Source organism: Vibrio sp. 1288 (genome assembly GCF_033344475.1).
In genome coordinates, this window is the sequence record NZ_JAWPOX010000241.1 from 1 (window position 1) to 910 (window position 910).

Below are 910 nucleotides of genomic sequence, written 5' to 3' on the forward strand. Positions count from 1 at the left end.
GTTGTGGCGGTTGACGATAACGTTCAGATGAGCAAAGTTTCAACGGTAACCATTAATGTGTTGGGTAATGACATCATTGCTGATGGTGTGTCTGTCGAGATCTCAGCAATGAGCGCACCGAGTAAAGGAACGGTGAAGCTACTTTCTGATGGGAGTATCCAATACACGCCAGCGAAGCGAGTCAAGAATCAAGACAGCTTTAGCTATACGATCACCAGCGGTAATGTTACGTCGACGGCAATGGTGACTGTGGCGCTGCAATCATCTCCTGATTCTGGCGGGTCTTCACCTGGCAAAGGTAAGAACAAATAACAAAGCAAAGCCACCTTATGTTTAAGGTGGCTTTTTCGTTATTGTTTACTGTGGATTGCTGCTATCGGGTTTGTCTTGCTTACGGTGCAGGACATAGTGGACAGCTTGCCTCTACAGGCATGCCTGTATCGACAGTGACACCTGTAATGGCGTTAACACCTTCTGCAACGACGGTGTCTTTGAAGGTTCTTACATCATGTGCAACAACCGGACCACCAGAAACGTCACTACCCGGAGCAGGGATGTAGGTGCCATCGTAGTTCATACAGCTTTCAGGATTTAAAGTACCGACATCTTTAACGACTGTCATACCGTCATGCATTTCAGTAATTTTCACATCGTTAAGTTTCACTTTACTGTCGTTACATACTTTACCTTCGTAGTTCACTCTTAATCCGTACGCGCCAGATGCGTTTTCTTCAACGTAGGTTGTACAGTCTTTAGTGATACTCAATGCGCCCACTGGAGTAAGTGGAGGACAGCTATCTGTGTCAGACTTAGTAAGCACAGGTTCGCCACCATCTTTGATGGCTGCGCTCGCCGTAGCCTCATTTTCTACACCGTTGATGAGCGAAACAAAGGAACCAGTAAATGTTGC

The 910-nt window shown here is 46.4% G+C and carries 1 protein-coding gene and 1 pseudogene; one reads left to right on the forward strand and one right to left on the reverse strand.

The window, feature by feature from the left end; genetic code table 11:
* Positions 1 to 312, forward strand: a 312-nt coding sequence (locus tag R8O11_RS25955) for an Ig-like domain-containing protein (RefSeq protein ID WP_318194706.1), incomplete at its 5' end; no start/stop codon positions are given.
* 79 nt (positions 313 to 391) lie between these two features.
* On the opposite strand, the pseudogene R8O11_RS25960 reads toward R8O11_RS25955, so the two are convergent.
* Positions 392 to 910, reverse strand: a pseudogene (locus R8O11_RS25960) (hypothetical protein); the annotation flags it as partial.